The sequence below is a fragment of the Rhodocaloribacter litoris genome (assembly GCF_011682235.2).
Classification (GTDB): domain Bacteria; phylum Bacteroidota; class Rhodothermia; order Rhodothermales; family ISCAR-4553; genus Rhodocaloribacter; species Rhodocaloribacter litoris.
The window spans coordinates 193,472-213,152 of record NZ_CP076718.1; the positions used below are offsets into that span (position 1 = coordinate 193,472).

Consider the following 19,681-nt stretch of genomic DNA (forward strand, 5'->3'; position numbering starts at 1 on the left):
CGCCACCGAAAGGGCAGTACGGTGCCCGGCCCGCCAGCCGGGAGCGGCCTCGATACCACCGCGTTGTTCCGGTTTGCCTTCGGGCGCGTCCCCGCCAGGATGCGCCCGATTTTTTGTTCAGAGGTACGCGTGGGATGTCGTGCGCTGACGCCCCACGCCGTGTGTTCAGAGGTTGTAGGTAAGGGACAGCTTGTACGTGACCCCGAGCCGGTAGCGCCGCGCCTCGAACCGCCGGCCGTTGTATTCCTGCCCTTCGACGTAGTCGTCGTCGAGCAGGTTGGCGACGGCGAACCGGGCGTCGACGTTGCCGACGAGCCGCTGCTTCACGACCAGGTTGAGGTCGTTGCGGCCGAACTCGAAAATGTTGGGCGTGCCGCCGATGCTCACGCGCGAGAGGCGCTTGCCGAAGCGGTTGAAGGACACGGACACCGACGTGCCCCGTTCGAGGTGGTCGTAGGCGAGAGTCAGGTTGAAGACGTAGGGGGACTGCCCCTGGAACGGCCGCGTCGTGCCGATGTCGAAGCCCTCGGCGAACGCGAGTTCGCGCTCGGGCACGTCCGTCTCGGAGTGGATCAGCGCCAGGTTGGTGCTGACGGTCATGCGCCGGACGACGGGCAGCGCCACGAAGTCGAGCAGCTTGCGCACCTCGAACTCGACGCCCGCCACCCGGGCCCGCGGGACGTTCTGGTACGTCTCCTGGTCGTTGTTCGAGATGACGACGCGCTCGATGGGGTGCTTGAAGTACTTGTAGAAGCCGCTGACGGCGAGCACCTCGCCGGGCCGCATGAACCACTCCCAGCGCACGTCATAGTTGTTGATGAGGGTACGCTGGAGGTCCGGGTTGCCGGCCGTCTGCCGCCCGCCGGCGAAGTCGAAAGCCGAGAACGGGGCCTTCTCCCGGAAGGTGGGCCGGGCCAGCGTGCGCGTGGCCGAGAAGCGGAGGTTCATGTTGTCCTGCAGCGCATAGACCACGTTGAGCGAGGGCAACACGTCGCGGTCGTCGAGCAGCCCCGGCGCCTTCGTCGAGTCCCGGCTGACGATCTCGAACGCGGCGGCTTCGTAGCGGGCCCCGCCGATGAGGCGCAGCCGCCGCGTCACCGTCAGCTCGGCCATGGCATAGGCGGCCGTCACCTCCTGCGTCCCGTCGTAGTTGTTCGCGGCGATGCTGCCGTCGCGGATGGTGTTGCCGAAGACGAACCGCCCGTTGTTCTCCTCCAGGATGCCGATGTTATCCGGGCCGAAGTAGGCGTTGACGTCCCCGTTGAACACGCGAAAGGGGACGCTCCCTTCCACGTAGTCGAACTTACGCTCGCGGAAGGTGCGGTCTTTCTTCAGGTACGCCCCGCCCGTTTTGAGCTTGACCGGTGCGGCCAGGCCCAGGTCCACCGGCAGCTCCACGTTGAGTTGCACCTCACGGTTCTCCTCTTCGAGATCCCGGAAGAGGCGCGTTGGCGGCGTGGCGTTCGACGAGCCGAGCACCAGGTCGTAGACGCGGAACGTGGTGTCCTCGCGTACGACGTCGACGAACTGGTCGAAGAAGAAGCGCAGGTCCGGCTCTTCCTGCCGGGTGCCGGCGACGGAGGCCATCCAGTCGATGCGCACGGGCCGGAGGAAGTGCTCGCCGCGCAGCTGGCCGGAACGCACGCCGCGCTCGGTGTAGCGCAGCACGTACGTCTCGAAGCGGACCGTCTCGGGCGAGTTCTTCGGGAAGGGCCCGACGGCATAGCGGGCCTCGTGGTCGCTCACCTGCGACCGGTACAGGTTGACGCCCACCTGGTGATGCGGGTGCAGCTTGTAGGTCAGGTTCGCCAGCACCCCCCAGTTGACCGACTCGGTGCCCTGCCGGTCGGCCAGGTCGTAGTCGACGAACAGTTCCTCGGCGTTGGGGTCGGTAAGGACGAACTGGGCCACGCGGCCGCCCTCGTAAGCCTTGAAGCCCCGGCTGTATGTGGCGCTGGCCACCACGCCGAGCGCCCGCCCGAAGACCGGCATCTGGGTGCCCAGCGAGGCCGCATAGCTCAGGTCCAGGCCGGAGCGGCGCGGAATGGGCACCATGACCGGGTTGAAGGCGCGGGTGAGCTGGTCGAGCTGCGCCGCCAGGGCCGGGTCGCGCCGGGCCTGCGTGGGCCGCGGGATCGCGAGGCCGGGCGATTGCAACAGTGACGGCAGGGCTCGGAGGCCGTCGTCAAAGCCGAGCCAGTCGGTGTCGCTCCGGGGTCCGGAGAGAAAATCGTCCTTGAGCGAAGCCCGCGTGCTGTAGCCGGTCGTCGTGGTGAGTTGCAGGCCGAAGCGCTCGGGGAAGTCTTTCGTGCGGAGGTTGACGTTGCCGCCGGTGAAGTTACCGGGCTGGTCCGGCGTGAAGGTCTTCGTGGCGACGATGTTGTCGAGCAGGTTGGCCGGGAAGAGGTCGAACTGGGCGGCATTGCGGTCGGGGTCGGCGCTGGGGAGGGTGGCGCCGTTGAGTTGGGCGTTGCCGTAGCGCCCGCCCAGGCCGCGCACGTAGACGTACTTGCCGCCCACCACAGAGGCACCGGTGACGCGGCTCATGGCCTCGGCGGCGTCCCCCGCGCCGGCCTGCGCCATGGCCCGGGCGCTGATGGCATCGCTGACGGCGATGGCTTTCGCGCGGTCCTTGAGCAGCACGGCGTCGTTGTTACGCAGGGCGCGGGCCTCCACCACCACCTCGCCCCCGACCTCCACGGCCTCCTCGACGAGGCTCATATCCACACGGATCACCGCACCCGCCTTCACCTCCACGCCCCCGACGCGTGCATCCCGGAAGCCCAGATACGAAAACACCAGGGTGTACGTCCCCGGTGCCACCCGCTCGATGGTATAGCGCCCATCGAGGTCGGTCGTAGCGCCGGTGGTGGTGCCGTCGAGCACCACGTTGGCCCCGATGAGCGTCTCGCCCGTGCCGGCATCGACCACCACCCCGGTGATCTTGCCGGTTTGCTGTGCCCGTGCGGGCATCACACCCGGCAGCAGGCCCAGAAGCAGCACCCCCAGGCTCCACACCACGCCGGACCCGTTCCGTCGTACCATCGAATCTATCATCAGGTTGGTTCGTCTGCGATGCCGCCGGCCGCGATGAGGCCCGGCAGCGAGCGCAAACTATTCCCCTGATGTTAACCCGGCGTTACGAGCACGTTATCGCTGGTTTAATTCCCGGCCTGCTCTTCCCGCGTCGGTGCTTCCGTCGGGGAGAGGCCGGTCACCCGGCACTGCAACGGCTCATGTGCCCCCCTTCGTAGCAGGACTCCGGCCTCAAGACGGCGGGGGACGCCGTGTTCCGAAGTGCCTTCGTGCCGGGACCGTGTCTTGCCTTCTACCCGCCACGAAGCCTTTCCCGTCCCCCCCGACACACTGGCCATGTGTGTTCATGTTTGCGTCCGCACTGAAAAGCGGTCCTTCGGCCTTCACGGGGTCAGAGCACGATGAGCTCCTTCGGTGCGGTGGTCAGGTTCTCGCAGCCGCCGTCGTGCAGGACGACGATGTCCTCGATGCGCACGCCGAAACGACCGGGCAGGTAGATGCCCGGCTCGATGGTCACGGCCGCACCGGCCGGAAGCGCCTCCTCCGAACGAAACGAAACGGCGGGCCATTCGTGGGTTTGCAGGCCGATACCGTGACCGAGGCTGTGGGGAAAGTATTCCGCATAGCCGGCCGCCGCGATGACGTCCCGGGCGGCTGCATCCAGTTCCCGCGCGATGATGCCGGCCCGGGCCGCCGCCAGGGCCTGACGCTGTGCGGCGCGCACGACGTCGTAGACCCGCCGCGCCTCCTCGCCCGGCTCGCCGACGGCCACCGTCCGCGTCAGATCCGAGGCATACCCGTCCACGACGCCCCCGAAGTCGAGCACGACGAGGTCGCCCGTTTCGATCTTCCGATGCGTCGGACGGGCATGGGGCAGGGCGCCGTTCGGCCCGGCGGCCACGATGGGCTCGAAGGCCATCCGCTCGGCCCCATGCCGGAGATGACGATAGACGATCTCCGCCGCCACCTCGCGTTCGGTCATCCCCGGGCGCAGCAGGTCGAGCAACTCGGAAAAGACGGCTTCCGTGAGGCGCTGGGCCCGGCGGATGCACGCGACCTCTTCCGGCGCTTTCTCCGCCACCAGCCGCACCAGCAGTTGCTCCACCGGGTGCCAGGCAACGTCCGGAAAAAGCGCCCGGAGCCGTGCCTGCCCGGCCAGCGTGACGTGTTCGGCCTGCAGGAGCACCTTTTCTCCCGCCTCGAACAGCCCGGCTTCGGCCGCATAGCCCAGGAGATCGTAGCCCGGCGCGTGCACCGCGGCGTCCCGCACCTCGCGCTCCGCCTGCACGCGGTAGCGCCCGTCGGTGATCAGATGCGCCGCTCCGGGCCGAACGATGAGCACCCCGTTCGAGCCGGTGAAGCCGCACGCCCACCGCACGTCGGGCAGGGACGTGATCAGCGCCGCGCCGGCCTCCTGCCGGGCACACAGGGCACGGATCCGGTCAAGACGGGTGGGCATGGTTTGGGGTTGAGGGAGAGCTTACGAGCGACGAAGTGACGCGGCCCGGAAGGCAGCACGGTGCTCATCCGCCGGGCGGTCATCCACCCGGCTCGTCCTCGTACAGGTCGGCGGGGTCGGCGGCGGCCAGGTCGATGAGGAAGCCGGCGATCCGGTCGGCGACGGCTGCCACGTATCGCCGGCCCTTCTCGGCCGTCGCCCGGGACGGATCGCCGACGCCGGTGTCCACGGTGGCCCGGCTCCACTGGCGCGGGGTCCATGCCCACCCTTCCCGCAGCGCCCGCACGCGGAACGGCCGCGACGCCCCCGAACCGGCCTCGGCGAGGGGTCGCACGAGGGACGGCGCCACGTGCAGCATCACGCTCGTCTCCATCTCCCCGGCGTGATCTCCCGGCTCGTCGAAGAAGCCGGCAGGGTCGACCACCGCGTACCAGTTCAACGTGCAGAGAAAAACGCCGGGAAACTGCGGCTGGAGCTCGCGGATCATCTGACGGAAGTCGTTTCCTCCATGCCCGTTCATGACCACGAGCTTCGGTATGCCCTGGCGGGCGAGGGCGTCGACGACGTCGCGGAGGACGGCGGCCTGCGTGCTCGGGTTCATGTTGATGTCCAGCCGGATGTCAAGCTGGCCGGTGTTGACGCCGAACGGGATGGTCGGCAGCACGACGACCCGGGCTCCGGCCTCCCAGGCCCGGCGGGCCGCCTCGGCGGCAATGTGATCACACTGGATCGTATCCGTTGCGTAGGGCAGGTGATAGTTGTGTGCCTCGGTGGCTCCCCAGGGCAAGACCGCCACCTCGTACGGGGTCTCCCGTACCGTGCGCCAGTTCGTTTCGGCCAGGATGTAAGGTCGCATAGAGATCAGTAGGGGTGTGCGTCTCGGCATACAGGTGTGCCCCCCGCCGCGTACACGCCGAGAACCGGGGCAGGCTGCCCGGGCGATCACGGCACACGGGGCACGTCGCAGCGGAGGAGGGCTCCGGGAATATACTGCCCGGCCACGTGCCGTGCCGCGATGTGGGCGGCATGGGCGGCGGCCTCCTCCACCGCCTGGCCGTCGCGGAGGCGGGCCGTGAGGTAGGCCGCGAAGAAGACGTCGCCGGCCCCGGTGGGGTCGGCCGGACCGTGCACCGGCACGCCGGCGTAGGGCGTGACCTGCCCGGCCCGCTCGAACACCCGTCCCCCCTGCCGGCCCCCGGTGACGACGAGCTCCCGCAGATCGAACCGCTGCATGAGGGCCGGCACGTCGAGGCCGAACGCATCCAGGACCGTTGCGAGCTCGACGGCATCCGCCTTCACGTAGTCGGCACCGGCCAGCGCTGCCGCGATTCGCGGATCGACCTGCCGCTCGACGCGGCCCTTCCGGACGCGGCGCGTGTAGCCCTGCACGTCGAGGCTCTTCGGTGCCTTCGCCGCGGCAACGAGGTGCAGCAGGTCCGCGGCCAGGTCGTCCGGATGCAGGGGACCGAGGTGGATGAGTTCGACCCCGTCGAGGGCGGCGCGGGCGCAGGCCGCCGTCACGGGCGCAGCCGCCGCCGGCATCTCCTGCCGGCGGTCGTCCCCCAGCACGTGGTTCACGAAGCGGGTCGTACGGGGCGACGGGCCGAAAAACACCCGGATGCCGGCGCGTTCCAGCCCCCCGAAGAAGCCCCGATCCGCCGGTGCGATGCGGGCCACCACCCGCACGTCGAGGCCGTGCAGGCGAAACGTGTGGCCGGCATACGTCACCACCCCGCCGGGCCGGACGGTGGCATGCCCGGCCTGCTCCACCCGGTCGATGGTCGCCGATCCGATGACGACGACGTGCTGCATGAGAAACGGGAAGATCCGAGGAACGATGGCCCGCGACGTGCGCAGGACGACGGCAAAATACGGCGATGGAACTTCAGCGTCACACGCGGCTTCTCCGAGCGGTATCTCATCCCCAGCGCCGCCGATGGTTGTCCTGATCGCCGTCCTCCACACCGTGCTCTTTGCCGTCCTGCTCGCCAACCTGGCTCACCTTCGACGGCATCGTACGGTACGTCTCGGACGCGTCACGCGTCCGACTCCCGGCGCCCGGCCGCGCGTCTCGGTCATCATTCCGGCACGAAACGAGGAGGCCAACCTGCGCCGCCTGCTGCCGTCGCTCCTCTCCCAGCGCTACCCTGCCTTCGAGGTGATCGTGTACGACGATGCTTCGGACGACGGCACGCCCGGGGTGCTCCGCTCCTTCGCCGGCGACGAGCGCCTGACCCTGCTCCGGGGCGAAGGCCCACCGCCCGGCTGGGTGGGCAAAGTGTACGCGCTCGAACAGGCCGCCCGGCACGCCCGGGGGGACCGGCTCCTCTTCCTCGATGCCGATGCCGAGCTGACCGACCCCGAAGCCCTGGAACGGCTCGTCGCCCGGTATGAGGCCCTCCCCGGAGACGCCGTGCTCACGGGCCTGACCCACCTCCGGGGCGGCGGGGCCCTTCTGGTGAGCCTCGTGCCCAACGCCATCCTGGCCGGTCTCCCCTGGCCGCTCGCCCGCAGGCTGCGCCGGCCCGTGCTCGGTGCCGTCAACGGGCAGTGCTGGATGATCGACACCGCCACCTACCGGCGCCTCGAACCCCACCGGCACGTCCGGGCCGAGGTGCTCGAAGACGTGATGATCGGGCGCTACCTCCTGGCCCACGGCCGCGTGCCCACCCTGGTGGATGTGCAGGACGAGGTGCGGGTGTACATGTACGCCGGCCTGGCCGAAGCCTGGCGGGGGTTCCGCAAGAACGCCTACCTGATCATGGGCGGTACCCCCTTCCGGTTTCTCGCCACCTTCACCGCGTTCGTCCTCGCCTACGTCGCCGCGCCGTTCGTCTCCCCGTGGTTCCTGCTCTCGGTCTACCTGCTCAAGCGGATCACCGACCGGCAGACCGGATTCCCGCCGTGGGTCTCCCTGCTCGCCCCCCTCTCCTTCACCCTGGGCGCCCTCCTGCAGGCCGACTCTTTCGCCAGCCATCTGATGGGACGGGTCACGTGGAAAGGACGAAACGTCTGACCCCTTTTTTCTGAGAAGCACGAAACGTATTATAGCGGGGGTCCCTCGCCGGTCGAGGGCGCCCCGGGGAACCAGACCACAGCGGACGTGCGATGCGCCCGGGCAGTGCATGCACGCCGGGCTTCCATCCATCGCTTCGCCCGCCGCACCGGGCGTCCCGGATTCCCCCGAACATCGAAGCCGGCTCTCCGGCCTCCGTGCCCCCGTTCGCCCTTCGAAGCCGATGCGTATCTCCCTGATCCTTTCGCTCTTCATGGCGGTCTTTGCTCTCACGAATCCCGACCCCGTGACGATCGACTTCGGCTTCTTCGAAACCACGGGCCCCACAGCCCTCGTCATCCTCGTCACGTTCGTCCTGGGCATCGTGGTAGGCGTCCTGTTCATGCTGCCGGGCCGGATCAAACAGGCCCGGAGGCTGGCCCGGCAGGCCCGGGAACGCGAGAGCGCCGCGCAGGACACCGGCCCGACCTACACCCCGCCGGCACCGCCCCTTCCCTGATTCCCGACGGCCCATGTATAGTTCCTTCCCGGGGATCGGCGCCCTGCACCCCGGCGACCGCGTCGCCGTCATAGCCCCGGGCAGCCCTCCACAGGACGCAACCGCGCTCTCTGCCGGGCTCCAACGTCTGGAATCGGCCGGGTTGTTCGTGGAAGTCGCTCCCAACGTGCAGGCGCGGTACGGATACCTGGCCGGCACGGACGCCACCCGCCTGGACGCCCTGAACGCCTACCTCCGGCGCTCCGACGTGAAGGCGCTTTTCTGCGTGCGCGGGGGCTACGGCGCCCTGCGCCTGCTCCCGGGGCTCGACTACGAAGCCGCCCGGCGCCATCCGAAGCTGCTCGTCGGCTACAGCGACGTCACCGCCCTTCACCTGGCCCTCCACCACCGGGCCGGATGGCGCGGCCTCTCGGGCCCGATGGTGGCCGTCGACTGGGGCATCCTCGACCCCGACAGCGAGCGCCTCTTCTTCGAACTGGCGACCGGCGCCCGGCCCGACCCGCTCCTCGGCCCGGGCGGCGAAGCGCTCGAACCCGTCCGCCCCGGCACGGCCGAAGGCATCCTCCTCGGCGGCAACCTGTCCGTGCTCACCCGGCTCGTGGGCACCCCGTACCTGCCCCCGCTCGACGGTGCGATCCTCTTCCTCGAAGACGTCGGCGAAGCCCCCTACCGCCTCGACGGACTCCTGGCCCACCTCCGCCTCGCCGGCCTGCTCGATCGTCTCGGAGGCGTCGTCCTGGGCGGCTTCACCGAGTGCACCCCTCCTCCGGATCGACCCTCCCTCTCCCTCGAACAGGTCTTCGACGACTACTTCGGGAAAGCTCCTTACCCGGTGGCCCGTGGCCTCGTCTACGGGCACTTCCCTGTCAAAAGCACCGTGCCCGTCGGCGTACGGGCCCGCCTGACGGTCACCGCCACCTCGGCCACGCTCTCGGTGCTCGAACCGGTGGTCGAAGCGTCCCCCTGAGCGGTTCAGCAGGAAAGAATCACCGGCCGGCCATACCCGTCGAGGCGGCTGCGGCTCATCTTCTCCGCCAGCTCCTCGGCGGTGTAGGCCACGATGACACGCGAGAGGCCGAGCCGGGTGGCGCTGAACACCTGCCGGTGGTGCGCCGGGCCGGCGACACAGACCCACGGCTTCCAGCCGGGAGGCACCGGCGCGTCGGGATGCCTGCTTTCAAAGCGCTCCGCCGCCCGCAGCACGGTCGCCCGCTGCTCCGTCGTCCAGTCTCCGGCGAAATGAACCATCGTGCGAAGAAAGTTGCCCCGGGTGATCAAGATGGGCCTGAACGGAATGCCCCGGGGCCATGCACCGCCGGGTGCCACCTTGCATAAAACACCGGGATCGCCCCCGCCTAACCTCCTTCACGACATATTCACAAAAAGAATCCCTTTGCGTTCTTCACACCCTTTTTTTTGATGGTTGGACGGTCCTGTCCTAACATGCGGCACGTTGTGCTCATCGTTGCGAGATCCGCTTTCCATGTCCACCTCCGAACGCATCCGCCTGGCCGTCTTCGCCTCGGGCGGTGGTAGCAACTTCGAAGCCATCGCCGGAGCCGTCGCGCGCGGTGCGCTTCCGCTCGACCTGGCGCTCTGCCTGAGCAACCGGCCGGACGCCGGTGTGCTCGAACGCGCCGTGCACCACGGCGTCCCGACTGCCGTCCTGAGCCCCTCCGACCACCCCAACCCGGACACCTACGTGCAGGCCCTGCTCGACGTCCTCGCCGCGCACCGGGTGAACTTCATCGCGCTGGCGGGCTACATGCGCCTCGTCCCCGCGCCGGTCGTGCAGGCGTTTCGCCACCGGATCCTCAACATTCACCCGGCATTATTGCCGGCCTTCGGCGGCAAAGGGATGTACGGCCGGCGGGTGCACGAAGCCGTCCTGGCCTACGGTGTCCGCTGGACCGGCGCCACGGTGCACCTGGTTGACGAGCAGTACGACACCGGCCCCATCGTCCTGCAGGAACCCGTGCCCGTCCGGCAGGATGACACGCCCGAGACGCTCGCCGCCCGTGTCCTCCAGGTGGAGCACCGCCTCTACCCGCTTGCCCTGAAGCTCTTCGCCGAGGGCCGCGTTTCGGTCGAGGGACGGCGTGTGCTCATCCGGGGATGATCGGTGTCACGTCTCGCGTTCCGGGTTTCGGCGGTTCGCCGGTCCGGGACGCGGTGCCGTCGCCCCGGGCCGGGAGAACGGTTTGCGTTTCGAAGCGAAGGTTTTACCTTACGCCTGCGCCTTTTCACGATCATCCGAACACCGACCATGCCGGAGCACACGCACGACACGTTCCCCTTCGGGCAGGCCATCGCCTGGGAGCCCAACCCACAATGGATCGCCGAGAGCAACCTGAAGCGGTTCATGGACCGCCACGGCATCGCCACGTACGACGAGCTCATGCGCCGCTCGGTGGAGGACATCGGCTGGTTCTGGTCGGCGGTCCTGGCCGACCTGCGCATCGCTTTTTACGAGCCGTATGAGCGGATCGTGGACCTGAGCGAGGGGCCGGCCTTCCCGAAATGGTGTGTGGGCGGCAAGCTGAACATCATCCATAACTGCCTGGACTGGTGGCGCGACACCGACACGTGGCACCGCCCGGCCCTGATCTATGAGGCGGAGGAGGGAACCGTCCGCACCCTGACGTACGCCGAGTTGTACCGCGAGGTGTGCCGGTGTGCCGCGGCCCTCCGGGGGCTCGGCCTGGGCCGGGGCGATGCGGTGGGCCTGTTCATGCCGATGACGCCGGAACTGGTCGTCGCTTTCCTGGCCGTCATAAAGATCGGCGGGATCGTCCTGCCGCTGTTCAGCGGCTACGGGCCGGAGGCGGTGGCGACGCGCCTGAACGACGCCGGCGCGAAGGCGCTCTTCACGTCGGACGGCTTCTTCCGCCGGGGCCAGGCGGTGCCCATGAAGGCCGTCGCCGACGAGGCGCTGCGGGAGGTGCCCGGCGTCCGCCACGTCATCGTGCACCGCCGCGCCGGGCTCGACGCAGTGCCCTGGACCGAGGGCCGCGACCGCTGGTGGGACGAGGTCATGGCCGACCAACCCGACGAGAGCCCGACCGAACGGACCGGCGCCGAGGACGTCCTCATGATCATCTACACGAGTGGCACGACCGGCCGCCCCAAAGGTGCCGTCCACACCCATTGCGGCTTCCCGGTCAAGGCTGCGCAGGACATGTACCACTGCATGGACCTCAAGCCGGGCGAGGTGATGTGGTGGATGAGCGACATGGGCTGGATGATGGGGCCGTGGCTCGTCTTCGGCACCCTGCTCATCGGCGCCACGATGGTGCTCTACGACGGTGCACCGGACCACCCCGACGTGGACCGGGTCTGGGCCATTGCCGCCCGGCACGGCGTCACGCACCTGGGCCTCTCGCCCGTGCTCGTGCGGGCGCTGAAGCCGCACGGCACCGAGCCGATCCGCCGGCACGACCTCTCGAAGCTCCGGGCCGCCGGCTCCACGGGCAGCCCCTGGGACCCTGAGTCGTGGCGATGGCTCTTCGATAACGTCCTCGAGGGCCGTAAGCCGATCCTCAACTACTCGGGCGGCACCGAGATCTCCGGCGGCATCGTCTGCGGCAACTTCTTCAAGCCCCTCAAGCCCTGCGCCTTCTCCGGCCCGGTGCCCGGCATGGATGCCGACGTGGTCGATGAGCAGGGCCGCCCGGTGCGCGGCGCCGTCGGCGAACTCATCATCCGCCAGCCCTGGATCGGCATGACGCGCGGCTTCTGGAAGGACCCGGAACGCTACCTGGACACCTACTGGCGCCGGTTCGAAAACGTCTGGGTCCACGGCGACTTCGCGGCCATCGACGAAGACGGGCTATGGTACATCCTGGGCCGCAGCGACGACACAATCAAGGTGGCGGGGAAGCGCCTGGGGCCGGCCGAGGTGGAAGCCATCGTGAACGCCCACGAGGCCGTGGCCGAGAGCGCGGCCATCGGCGTGCCCGACCCCGTCAAGGGCGAGGCCGTGGCCGTCTTCGTCGTCCTCAAGCCCGGCTTCGCCCCGGACGAGGCGCTGCGGCAGGCCCTCTCGGACCGTATTGCCGAGGCCCTGGGTAAGCCGCTCCGCCCCCGGGCCGTGCTCTTCACGCGGGCGCTCCCGAAGACGCGCAACGCCAAAGTGATGCGCCGCGTCGTCCGGGCCGCCTACCTGGACCAGGACCCCGGCGACGTCTCCAGCCTGGAGGATCCCACCACCGTGGATGCCATCCGGGAGGCGATCTGACGCCTGCCCCTATGCTTCCTGGAGCGCCGGCGCGGCGAAACGGGTGCCGGTGGTTCCGTCGCCGGTCGCGTGGCCCAGCCCCAGGTCGCGTCGGATGCTGTACTCGGTGGCCTCGGCGGAGAGAAGCACACCCGGCACCCCGGCGCCCGGATGCGTCCCCGCCCCGACGAAGTACAGGTTGGGGATGTCCTCGCTCCGGTTGTGCGGGCGGAAGTAGGCCGTCTGGCTGAGCTTCGGCTCCAGCCCGAAGGCATTGCCCAGGTGTGCGTTGAGTTCGTGCTTGAAGTCTTCCGGCGTGAAGATGCGCATCACTTCGGTGTGCGCCCGCAGCCCCTCCAGGCCCCACGCCTCGAGGAAGTCCAGCACGCGGTCGGCAAACGGTCCGGCCTCCTGCCGCCAGTCGATGCCCGAGGCGAGGTTGGCCACCGGCACGAGCACGTACAGGCTCTCTCCCCCCTCGGGCGCCATCGAGGGATCGGTCTTCGTCGGCGCATGCAGGTACATGCTGAAGTCGTCCGGCAGCACCTTGCGGTCGAAGATGTCGCGCAGGAGTTCTTTGTACCGCTTCGTGAGGATGAGCGTATGGTGCTCCAGCTGCGGGTACTTTTTCCGCACGCCGAGGTAGAGCAGGAAGCAGCTCATCGTATAGTCCATCTTCTCCACCCGCCGGTCCGTCCACTTCCTCCGGTGCTCCGGCGCGATGAGATGGCGGTAGGTGTGCGCCACGTCGGCGTTGCTGACCACCAGGTCGGCCGGGAAGAAGGTGCCGCCGGCCACGACGCCCGTCGCGCGCCCGCCCTCGACGCGGATCTCCGACACCTCCGTGCCGGTGTGCACCACGCCGCCCTGCTCACGGAACAGCCGCTCGAACGCCTTCACCACCTCGTACATCCCGCCCTTCGTAAACCACACCCCCTGCTCCCGCTCCAGGTACGGAATCATGATGTAGACCGACGGCGAACGGAACGGGTTGCCCCCGATGAACAGCGGGTGGAAGCTGAAGAGGAAGTGGTGGCGGAAGTCTTTGAAATACCGCCGCGCGAACGTCGCCACGGGCAGGAACGCCTTCAGTTTGATGGCCCGCGGCGCAAAATCGAGCATCGAGCGCACCGTGTCGAACGGGCGGGCGCCGAGCCGGTCGGTGATGACGGCCTCGTAGACGGGCCGCACCGCCTCCATGAAGGCGTCGTATCGCTCGGCGTCCTCTTCGTTGAACCGGCACATCTGCGCCTTCATCCGCTCCGGGTCGCCCGTATAGTCGATCCACGTGCCGTCGTGGAAGAACACGCGGTAATACGGGTCGAGGGGGATCAGGTCGAGGTAGTCGGCGCGGGAGCGGCCGGCGGCCCGGAAAACGTCCTCGATGATGTCGGGCGCCGTGATCAGGCTCGGCCCCATGTCGAAGACGTAGCCCTTCTCGATGAACTGATAGGCCCGGCCGCCCACCTGAGGGCGCTTTTCGAGCAGGGTGACCTGCATCCCGAGGGCCTGCAGGCGGTTGGCGACGGCCAGCCCGCCGAAGCCACTGCCAATGACGACGACGCGGCGAGGGGTGGCGGTTTGCGTGGTAGGGTTCATGGTGTCAGAGGGTGGTTTCGTCGATGTCGGGGCGAAGGGCGGCGAGGGCCTGCTGGGTCGCAGCCGGCAGCCGGCCGGTATCGAGCAGGAAGGTGATCATGAGGCGGTAGAGGGTGGGCGGATAGGCGTCGCGGGCCGCCGGTAGCAGCCGGCCCAGCGCAGCGATGTCCTGTGACACCGTCTCCGAGCGGCCGAACAGGCCGGGCAGGTAATAGCAACTCAGGAGCCGGAGGAAGCGGATCTCGGCGTCGTCGGGATGTTCCTCGACGAGGGCATCGAGCACGGGAAGGCCGCGTTGCACGTGCCGGTACTTGTCGAACGGCCAGAAGGCGTGTTTGGCCTTCATGACCTCGAAGGCGGCTCCGTACGCACGTACGACCGGCTCCGCGTCCGCCCCCTGCGTGGCGATCAGCGCCTCGGCCCGATCGATGTAGTCTTCTTCGTCGGCCGAGGCCAGGTAGTAGTCCCGGAGCGTATCCACCACAGGGCGATGGGTCATGGCGGTCCTCGGATGGGGTCGGCTGGTCAGCAGCGTTTCCGGTGGTACGGGCTCGGCCGGGTGGTCCACCACCGGCTGGGCGGCCAGGGTCGACGGCCCCAGGAGCAGCAGGACGAGCAGGTGAAGCGGCCGGAAGCGGCCGGACGAGCCGCCCGGGGTGGGGGCCTCCTCGCCCAGGGCGGGCGAGAACGACGACGGGCCCGAGCAGGCTTTCGGGTGGTGCCGCTGATGCCACCGCCTCCGGGCCAGACGGAACAGTGCGCGGGCGGCCAGCCCGCATTTTTCCGCCGTCGTGGTGCGCGCCCGCTGTGTGAGGTTGTCGTAGCCGTTGGCGCGGATGCGGCGGTGGATGCCGCGGTACACGTCGGCCGCCACGGCCACGGCGCGGCCGAAGCCGCCGGGCAGGTGCGGGATGGCTTCCCAGGCACGGGCATACCGGGCGTCGGCTTCGGCCATGAGCGCGTCCACGAGCTTCCGGTAGGCCGGCGTCACGCGGCCCTGTGCCTGCATCCGACGGAGGTCGTCCACCGAAAGGCCGTGTGCGGCCAGGCACTCGGCGGGGAGGTAGACCCGCCCGGTGCGCAGGTCCTCCCCCACGTCGCGCAGAATGTTGGTCAGTTGCAGCGCCTGCCCCAGGGCGATGGCCCGCTCCAGCCGCCACACATCGCGCACGCCGAGCAGGTGGCAGATCCACAGACCGACGACCGAGGCGACCCGGTAGCCATACGTCCAGAGTTCGTCCATCGTCCGCAGGCGCACCGGCCCCAGGTCGGAGGCCACGCCATCGATAAGGGTCTGTATGACGTCGAACGGTACGCGGAACCGCGCCGAGTCGTGCATGAGCGCATCGAGCCAGCCGATGCCGGTGGGCGTGCCCTCGTAGGCGCCCCGCACGAGGGTCTGCCAGGTCGTGAGGCGGGCGCGCAGATCCCCCTCACAGCGTCCCTCCGGCACGTCCACGAGGTCGTCCGTGAACCGGCAGAACGCATACACACGCGTCACACGCTTCCGGTCGGGCGGGTCGAACCAGCGCGCCGCGAAGGAGAACGAGCGCGAGTTGTCGGCAAAGAACGCGTCGATGTCGACGGGCACGCACCGGGCAATCTCCTGCACGAGGGCCTGCGTTGCCGGGTCGGGCGTGCGGGCGTCCGGGGTCGGCTCCTCGGCGCCCGGGCGGGTGGCACGCCCCCGGACGCGCCAGGCGACCAGGCCCAGCCCCGCTCCCACGGCGGCCGCCGTGTATCCGACCGCATCCCAGAGCCCGTTTGCGATCACCATGCCCAGCGGCATGGCGAGCACGAGCAGGTAGTAGACCGTCAGCCACCGGCGCGAGAGACGATCCGCCCAGTCCCCGGCGCCGAGCGCCTCGAACAGGCCCATCAGCGCCAGGCCCGTCACGAACCACCCCAGCAGGTTGACGAGCGGCATGCCGTAGTACGGCCCGGCCTCGCCCCACACCCAGTACGTCGTCAGGTAGCTCATCGCCGGGTCGAGGGCCAGGTCCCAGGCCGTGAGGAGGAACGCCCCGAGCAGGAGCCGCCCGGCCAGGCGGCCGGGGTACGCCGCACGGGCCAGCACGTAGGCCGGCAGTGCCATCGTGAACCAGCTCAGCGGGATCAGCCAGGGCACCCGCCCGAACCACTTCGGCCCCAGCAGGTCGGTGTACCCGTACGGCCCGAACGGCACCCCGTACCCCGTGCCGATGAACTCGCTCAGGAAACTGACCGCATACACGGCGGCGAACACGCCCAGCCACCGGACGCCTGCCATCCGCCCGAGGTACCACCCCAGCACGAAGCCGGTGAGCCAGACATGCGTCTGGGCGAAGAACCGGAACGCGACGCCATAGAACGCGACGAGCGAAGGCGCGAACTCGCCGATCCGGGCCAGGTTGGCCGGGCCATGCGGCGGCAGCGTGAAGAGCACGTACCCGGCCAGGGCCACGAACGTGTACCCCCCCAGCAGAATCAGAGGCCAGCGGCGCATGTTCGGGGAAGCAGCAAGGGGAGATCGGAGAGGGCGCATGCGAGGGCTTTCGGGGGAATTCAAACGTGGACGAGCTGATCGAGCCAGTCCGAGAACGCCAGCATCGAATCGAAGGCGCGTACTTCGGGGAAGGGGGTCTCGGGAAGCTCCGGGGACAGGCCGCCGAGCAGGCGTCCGCCCAGCACAAGCCGGCAGGGATGGGAGGGCTCGTACAGGCGCGCCAGGGTGCGGACGTGCGCCAGGGCCTCGGCCGGGCCGTGCGGCGGGGTCATGGCGATGGCGATGAGCGAGGCCTCATGCCGTACCTGCTGGATCACGAAGTCCTCGACGGGTACGTTGGCGCCCAGGTAGATCACCTTCCACCCGCGCTCGCCCAGGAGGAAGCGGGCCATGAGCGCCCCCATCTCGTGGTCGTCGCCCGGCGCGCAGCCCACGATGGCCGTCCCGGCAGCCTCGTTCGTGGTCTGCCCCGGCGCTCGACGTACCCGGCGGGAGATGTAGGCCATGAGCAGGGCATCCCGCAGGGCCTGCGTCATGCGGTGCTCGTCGCCCACCGTGAGCACGCCGTCCGCCCACGAAGCGCCAACGCGGTGCATGACGGGCCCCAGGAGCTCATCGAACACCTGCTCCGGCGCAAAGCCCATCTCCAGAAGAAAGAGCAACAGCCGCTCTGGCCGCTCGCGCTCGGAGAGTTCGAGCCAGCCGTACAGCAGCCCTACGAGCCGACCGAACCCTTCCCCCCGGCGAGCCGCTTCGATGCCTTCCCACACGGCGGCCTCGTCGGGTGCGAAGTCGAGCAGGGCACAGGGCTGGTTTTCGGTTCGGGCAAACCGAAGGAGTTCGTGGAGGCGGATGCGCCGGTGCCCCCCTTCCGTCTGTTCGCATGCGAGCAACCCCGCGTTGCACCAGCGCTTCACCGAGGAGGCATGGATGCCGAGCAGTTCGGCGGCCTGGCGTGTCGTCAGAAGAAAATCGCCCATTTTTCCCACCTGGACTTTTTGACTTTCTAGCTATGCGATGAAACCCCCTTCCGATACGTTCATATCGGACCCCCGTCCATACTTGCCATCACCGAACGTGTTTCATTTTCCGCCATGACTCCTTCCTCCTCCCTGGTCTATCTCCTTCTCGGCGCTACCGGCGGCATCGGCACGGCGCTGGCCGAGCGCCTCGCCGGAGACGGCGCCCGTCTGGCCCTGGCGGCTCGCTCCCGTGACCGGCTCGACGCACTGGCCCGGCGCACCGGCGGCCTCGTCCTCCCCACCGACGCCACCGCGTACGAACAGGTCGAGGCGTGCGTACAGGCGACGCTCGACCACCACGGCCGCCTCGACGGGATCGTCAACCTCGTCGGCTCGATCCTGCTCAAGCCGGCTCACCTGACCTCACTCGACGAATGGCGCCGCACGCTGGCGCTCAACCTGGATACGGCGTTCTTCACCGTCAAAGCGGCGGCCCGCCCCCTGATGAAGCAGGGCGGCAGCATCGTGCTGATGGCCTCGGCCGTGGCGCTGACCGGCCTGCACAACCACGAGGCCATCGCAGCGGCGAAGGGCGGCGTGGTGGCGCTGGCCCGCTCGGCGGCGGCCACCTATGCCCGTCGCAGCGTGCGCGTCAACGTGGTGGCGCCGGGGCTGGTACGCACGCCGCTGACGGAGCGGCTGACGGCCAACGAAGCGTCGGAGAAAGCCTCGCTGGCGATGCACGCCCTGGGCCGCCTCGGCGAGCCGGAGGACGTGGCCGAGATGATCGCCTTTCTACTGGACGACCGGCGGAGCGGCTGGATCACCGGCCAGGTCTTCGGCGTCGATGGAGGACTCGCCCGCGTACGCCCCGCCTGACCGCCATGAACGCTCCCCGTCGCATCATCGTCACCGGCGCCACCGGCTATGTGGGTGGCCGCCTGGCTCCCCTCCTGCTGGAAGACGGCCACACCGTCCGCTGCATGGTCCGCGATCCGGATCGCCTGGCCGGCCGTCCCTGGGCCGACCGCGTCGAGATCGTCCGCGGCGACGTGCTCGACCCCGACACGCTGCCCGAGGCGCTCGAAGGCATCGACACCGCGTATTATCTCATCCACTCGCTCCACGCGGGGGAGGCGTCGTTTGCCGAGCGGGACCGGCAGGGCGCCCGTAACTTCGGCGCGGCGGCCCGGGCGGCCGGCGTGCGCCATATCATCTACCTGGGCGGCATCGCACCGCGCACGGACCGTCCCTCCCCCCATCTGCAAAGCCGCCTGGAGACGGGCGACTGCCTGCGCGAGAGCGGCGTCACGGTGACGGAGCTGCGGGCCGGCGTCATCATCGGCTCGGGTAGCCTCTCCTTCGAGCTGATCCGCTACCTGACCGAGCGCGTGCCCGTGATGATCTGCCCGCGCTGGGTGACCACGCGCACCCAGCCCATCGCCATCCGCAACGTCCTCGACTACCTCCGGGCCACGCCGGCCAACGACGCCGCCCACGGACGGATCATCGACATCGGCAGCCCGGACGTGCTCACGTACGAGGACATGTTCCGGCTGTACGCGAAGGTGCGGGGGCTGCGCCGCCTGATCGTCAAGGTGCCGGTCCTAACGCCCCGCCTCTCGTCGTACTGGATCGGCCTCGTGACACCCCTCCCCGCGCATGTCGGCCGCCTCCTCATCGACGGCCTGAAGAACGAGGTCGTCTGCCACGACGACACGGCCCGGCGGCTGTACGACGTCGAGCCGATGGGCGTGGAAGAGGCCATGCGCCGGGCGCTGGACCGCTCGCAGAGCCACGCCGTCGAGACGACCTGGTTCGGCGCCTTCTCGGCGAGTGGGAAGGGCGGGGAGCCGCCCGGGCTGGCGCAGGTCGAGGGGATGATCGTCGAGCGCCGGGTGGCCCGCACGACGGCCCGGCCCGAGGCCGTCTTCGACGTAATCCGCCGCCTCGGCGGGGACACGGGCTGGCTCTATGCCAACGCGCTGTGGAAGCTCCGGGGGCTGCTCGACGCGCTCGTGGGCGGCGTCGGCTTCCGGCGGGGCCGCCGCCATCCGGTGGAACTGCACGTGGGCGAGGCGGTGGACTTCTGGCGGGTCGAGGCCGTGGAGCCGGGCCGGCTGCTGCGCCTGCGGGCCGAGATGCGGGTGCCCGGGCGCGCCTGGCTTCAGTTCGAGGTGTGTCCGGAAGGAACGGGCAGCCGCGTCGAGCAGACCGCCTTCTTCGAACCGCACGGGCTGAGCGGTTTGCTGTACTGGTATGTCCTCTATCCGGCCCACCGGATCATCTTCCGGGGCATGATCCGCGCCCTGGTACGCCGCGCCGAGGCGAACGCCACCACACCCCGTACCGCCGAAGCGGAAGCCTAACCGCCGGTAACGGAACCTTTCCCCCACCCGACGTAGGCAC

The 19,681-nt window shown here is 69.3% G+C and carries 15 protein-coding genes; 7 read left to right on the top strand and 8 right to left on the bottom strand.

What is annotated here, in order from left to right; translation table 11 throughout:
• Positions 1–165: 165 nt before the first annotated feature.
• From GQ464_RS00740 to GQ464_RS00755, 4 genes are all read right to left on the bottom strand, one after another.
• On the bottom strand, positions 166–3,045 hold the full coding sequence (locus tag GQ464_RS00740) for a TonB-dependent receptor domain-containing protein (protein WP_166975571.1): 2,880 nt from the start codon (positions 3,043–3,045) through the stop codon (positions 166–168).
• A gap of 382 nt (positions 3,046–3,427) precedes the next feature.
• A complete protein-coding gene (locus tag GQ464_RS00745; RefSeq protein ID WP_166975568.1) occupies positions 3,428–4,495 on the bottom strand; it encodes a M24 family metallopeptidase in 1,068 nt (355 codons plus the stop codon).
• 79 nt (positions 4,496–4,574) lie between these two features.
• On the bottom strand, positions 4,575–5,351 hold the full coding sequence (locus GQ464_RS00750; protein WP_166975565.1) for a creatininase family protein: 777 nt from the start codon (positions 5,349–5,351) through the stop codon (positions 4,575–4,577).
• Between the two features lie 86 nt (positions 5,352–5,437).
• Positions 5,438–6,307, bottom strand: coding sequence for a PfkB family carbohydrate kinase (locus tag GQ464_RS00755; RefSeq protein WP_166975562.1), 870 nt, complete (start codon positions 6,305–6,307; stop codon positions 5,438–5,440).
• 124 nt (positions 6,308–6,431) lie between these two features.
• On the opposite strand from GQ464_RS00755, the gene GQ464_RS00760 reads away from it, so the two are divergent.
• The 3 genes from GQ464_RS00760 (at position 6,432) to GQ464_RS00770 (ending at position 8,977) form a co-directional block, all read left to right on the top strand.
• Positions 6,432–7,511, top strand: coding sequence for a glycosyltransferase family 2 protein (locus tag GQ464_RS00760; RefSeq protein WP_166975559.1), 1,080 nt, complete (start codon positions 6,432–6,434; stop codon positions 7,509–7,511).
• 223 nt (positions 7,512–7,734) lie between these two features.
• A complete protein-coding gene (locus tag GQ464_RS00765; RefSeq protein ID WP_166975556.1) occupies positions 7,735–8,010 on the top strand; it encodes a LapA family protein in 276 nt (91 codons plus the stop codon).
• A 13-nt stretch (positions 8,011–8,023) separates the two neighbouring features.
• Positions 8,024–8,977: a S66 peptidase family protein gene (locus GQ464_RS00770; RefSeq protein ID WP_166975553.1), complete on the top strand. Its 954-nt coding sequence runs from the start codon at positions 8,024–8,026 to the stop codon at positions 8,975–8,977.
• A 5-nt stretch (positions 8,978–8,982) separates the two neighbouring features.
• On the opposite strand, the gene GQ464_RS00775 is transcribed toward GQ464_RS00770, so the two are convergent.
• Complete coding sequence (locus GQ464_RS00775; protein WP_166975550.1) at positions 8,983–9,258, bottom strand: hypothetical protein; 276 nt, start codon at positions 9,256–9,258, stop codon at positions 8,983–8,985.
• A 235-nt stretch (positions 9,259–9,493) separates the two neighbouring features.
• On the opposite strand from GQ464_RS00775, the gene purN reads away from it, so the two are divergent.
• Both purN and GQ464_RS00785 read left to right on the top strand, forming a co-directional pair.
• Positions 9,494–10,129 carry a phosphoribosylglycinamide formyltransferase gene (purN, locus tag GQ464_RS00780; protein ID WP_166975547.1) on the top strand — a complete coding sequence of 212 codons (636 nt, stop codon included), beginning with the start codon at positions 9,494–9,496 and terminating at the stop codon, positions 10,127–10,129.
• Between the two features lie 147 nt (positions 10,130–10,276).
• Complete coding sequence (locus GQ464_RS00785) at positions 10,277–12,247, top strand: AMP-binding protein (RefSeq protein ID WP_228350478.1); 1,971 nt, start codon at positions 10,277–10,279, stop codon at positions 12,245–12,247.
• A 9-nt stretch (positions 12,248–12,256) separates the two neighbouring features.
• On the opposite strand, the gene crtI is transcribed toward GQ464_RS00785, so the two are convergent.
• Genes crtI through GQ464_RS00800 form a run of 3 tightly spaced genes read right to left on the bottom strand, consistent with a single transcriptional unit; the run spans position 12,257 to position 17,290 of the window.
• Positions 12,257–13,825 (bottom strand): phytoene desaturase family protein, encoded by a 1,569-nt coding sequence (crtI, locus tag GQ464_RS00790; RefSeq protein WP_166975544.1) that lies wholly within the window; start codon positions 13,823–13,825, stop codon positions 12,257–12,259.
• A gap of 4 nt (positions 13,826–13,829) precedes the next feature.
• Positions 13,830–16,310, bottom strand: coding sequence for a carotenoid biosynthesis protein (locus GQ464_RS00795; protein WP_166975541.1), 2,481 nt, complete (start codon positions 16,308–16,310; stop codon positions 13,830–13,832).
• A gap of 59 nt (positions 16,311–16,369) precedes the next feature.
• Positions 16,370–17,290 carry a helix-turn-helix domain-containing protein gene (locus GQ464_RS00800; RefSeq protein WP_166975538.1) on the bottom strand — a complete coding sequence of 307 codons (921 nt, stop codon included), beginning with the start codon at positions 17,288–17,290 and terminating at the stop codon, positions 16,370–16,372.
• 114 nt (positions 17,291–17,404) lie between these two features.
• Here GQ464_RS00800 and GQ464_RS00805 point away from each other — a divergent pair, with 114 nt between their 5' ends.
• Both GQ464_RS00805 and GQ464_RS00810 read left to right on the top strand, forming a co-directional pair.
• On the top strand, positions 17,405–18,151 hold the full coding sequence (locus GQ464_RS00805; protein ID WP_166975535.1) for an SDR family NAD(P)-dependent oxidoreductase: 747 nt from the start codon (positions 17,405–17,407) through the stop codon (positions 18,149–18,151).
• Positions 18,152–18,156: 5 nt separating this feature from the next.
• Entirely contained in the window at positions 18,157–19,641 is a 1,485-nt protein-coding gene (locus GQ464_RS00810) for an SDR family oxidoreductase (RefSeq protein ID WP_166975532.1), read from the top strand.
• Positions 19,642–19,681 lie beyond the last annotated feature (40 nt).